This window comes from Roseateles sp. P5_B10 (genome assembly GCF_056400485.1).
Map to the genome: position 1 here is coordinate 1 of NZ_JBFULE010000932.1, position 1,902 is coordinate 1,902.

At 62.4% G+C, this 1,902-nt stretch carries 2 protein-coding genes; one reads left to right on the forward strand and one right to left on the reverse strand.

Annotated elements, in window-relative coordinates; genetic code table 11:
• Nucleotides 1-173: 173 nt before the first annotated feature.
• Complete coding sequence (locus AC1DU6_RS29400) at nt 174-1,193, reverse strand: LacI family DNA-binding transcriptional regulator (RefSeq protein WP_457355523.1); 1,020 nt, start codon at nt 1,191-1,193, stop codon at nt 174-176.
• 212 nt (nt 1,194-1,405) lie between these two features.
• Here AC1DU6_RS29400 and AC1DU6_RS29405 point away from each other — a divergent pair.
• The coding region (locus tag AC1DU6_RS29405; RefSeq protein ID WP_477861521.1) for a glycoside hydrolase family 88 protein at nt 1,406-1,902 on the forward strand (497 nt) is incomplete at its 3' end.

A 1,902-nucleotide genomic window follows, 5' to 3' on the forward strand; every position in this document is an offset into this window, starting at 1 on the left:
TCGTGTCAGACGCCGCGTGCCGGCGCAGCARCTCCAGTGCGCTGGGCACGGCAGCGCGGTCGCGCATCGAGACGCCGAAATCGCCGCACAGCAGCCAGAGCAGCAGGGCGCCCAGCCCGACAAGGCTGAGCGGCACAGCCGCCCCAGCTCTCGCAGCCAGTGCGCGATTCATGTCAGCCGCGCTGCGCCACGGGGCCGGTCGATTTGCGGACGACCAGTTCCAGCGGGAGGGCGATCTTCTTCGCTGCGATGCCCTGGCCCTCGATCAGCGCCACAAGTTCCCGTACCGCGCAGGCGCTGAGTTCGACCAGCGGCTGGCGCATCGTCGTCAGGGGTGGGTGGATGTGGCTGGAGATGGCGATGTCGTCGAAACCCACGACCGAGATGTCTTCGGGAACGCGCAGCCCCTTGCTGTGGATGGCGTCGATGGCGCCGAACGCCATCTCGTCGTTGGCCGCGAAGATGGCGGTGGGCGGCTCCGGCAGGTCCAGCAGCTGCACGGTGGCCGCGTAGCCGCCGGTCTGGACGAAACGCCCCGGAACGATCAGCGCCGGGTCTGCGGCGATGCCGGCTTCGTTCAAGGCTTCGACATAGGCGGCCTGCCGCTCGGTGCTTTGGCCCGTGTAGTGGGAGCCGGCAATGAACGCGATGCGGCGGTGCCCCAGCGATAGCAAGTGCTCGACTGCCGTGCGGGCGCCCTTGCGGTTTTCGACCACGACGACGGGCAGCCCCATGGCGCGCGCATCGAAGTTGACGAACACACAGGGCAACTGGCGGTGTTCAAGGTCGCCGAGGTAGGCATCCTCGACATTCGGCATGGGCAGGATCAGGCCGGCGCACAGGTTGGCCAGCATGTCGCGCGTGTCTGCGCGGCCTGGGGCGTCGAAACGGTCGGCGTTGAACAGCAGGATGTCGTAGCCGCGGGCACGCGCTTCGTTGCTGATCTCCTTGGTGATCTCGTGCAGCACCAGTGAGCCGAAGTTGTTCACGAAGATGCCGATGAGCCGGCTTTTCTCGCCGCGCATGCGTCGCGCCACCATGTCGGGCGAGTAGTTCAGCTTGGCTGCGGCTTCCATGACGCGTGCGCGAGCATCTTCCGAGACGTAGCCCGTGCCGCGGATTGCACGCGATGCGGTGATGGGCGCGACACCGGCCAACTTCGCTACTTCACTGAGCCTGCTGGGTTTTGGCATAGATCGACGCTGAGATGGAATACCAGAATGTGGTGACGATACCACATTCGTTGGCGCGGCCGGCAAAGCGTGCCGGTCACGCAAATTTCTTTGTGATTTCGAATTGATATGCTAACGTAACCATACTCTATGGCCGCAGCAGCCAACCGGCGGGCTGCGCCGACCAAGCCGACGCATTGGAATTGCTCCGTGCGTTCAACGGATCGATGCTGATGAAACTGAAGAATTGCGTGAGCGGCTTGTTATTGACGCTGGGCATTGCTCTGGGTGGATGTGCGGGCGCGCCCGCTCAGAACAGCAGCAATCGCGGTGAAGTGATTGCGGCGATCGACAAGGTCAATTCCTACTGGCAAGCGCGCGCACCTGCTCAAGACAGCCCGTTCTGGAATGTGGCAGCCTATCACACCGGTAATATGGAAGCCTACCGGGTGACCGGTAATGAAAGTTATAAGCGCTATTCGGAAACCTGGGCTGAGTACAACCAATGGGCGGGCGCGCGGTCCAAGGATAAATCGACCTGGAAATACACCTACGGCGAAACGCCGGAGCACGTGCTATTCGGTGATTGGCAGATCTGCTTCCAGGTTTACGCGGATCTTTATCAACTGGAGAAGGACCCGCGCAAGATTGCCCGCGCCCGCGAGGTGATGGAATATCAGATGAGCACCCCCAACAAGGACTATTGGTGGTGGGTGGATGGGTTGTATAT

Excerpts from the sequence above, each read along its gene's own strand:
- AC1DU6_RS29400 (WP_457355523.1), bottom strand. The coding sequence starts at position 1,193 with ATGCCAAAACCCAGCAGGCTCAGTGAAGTAGCGAAGTTGGCCGGTGTC.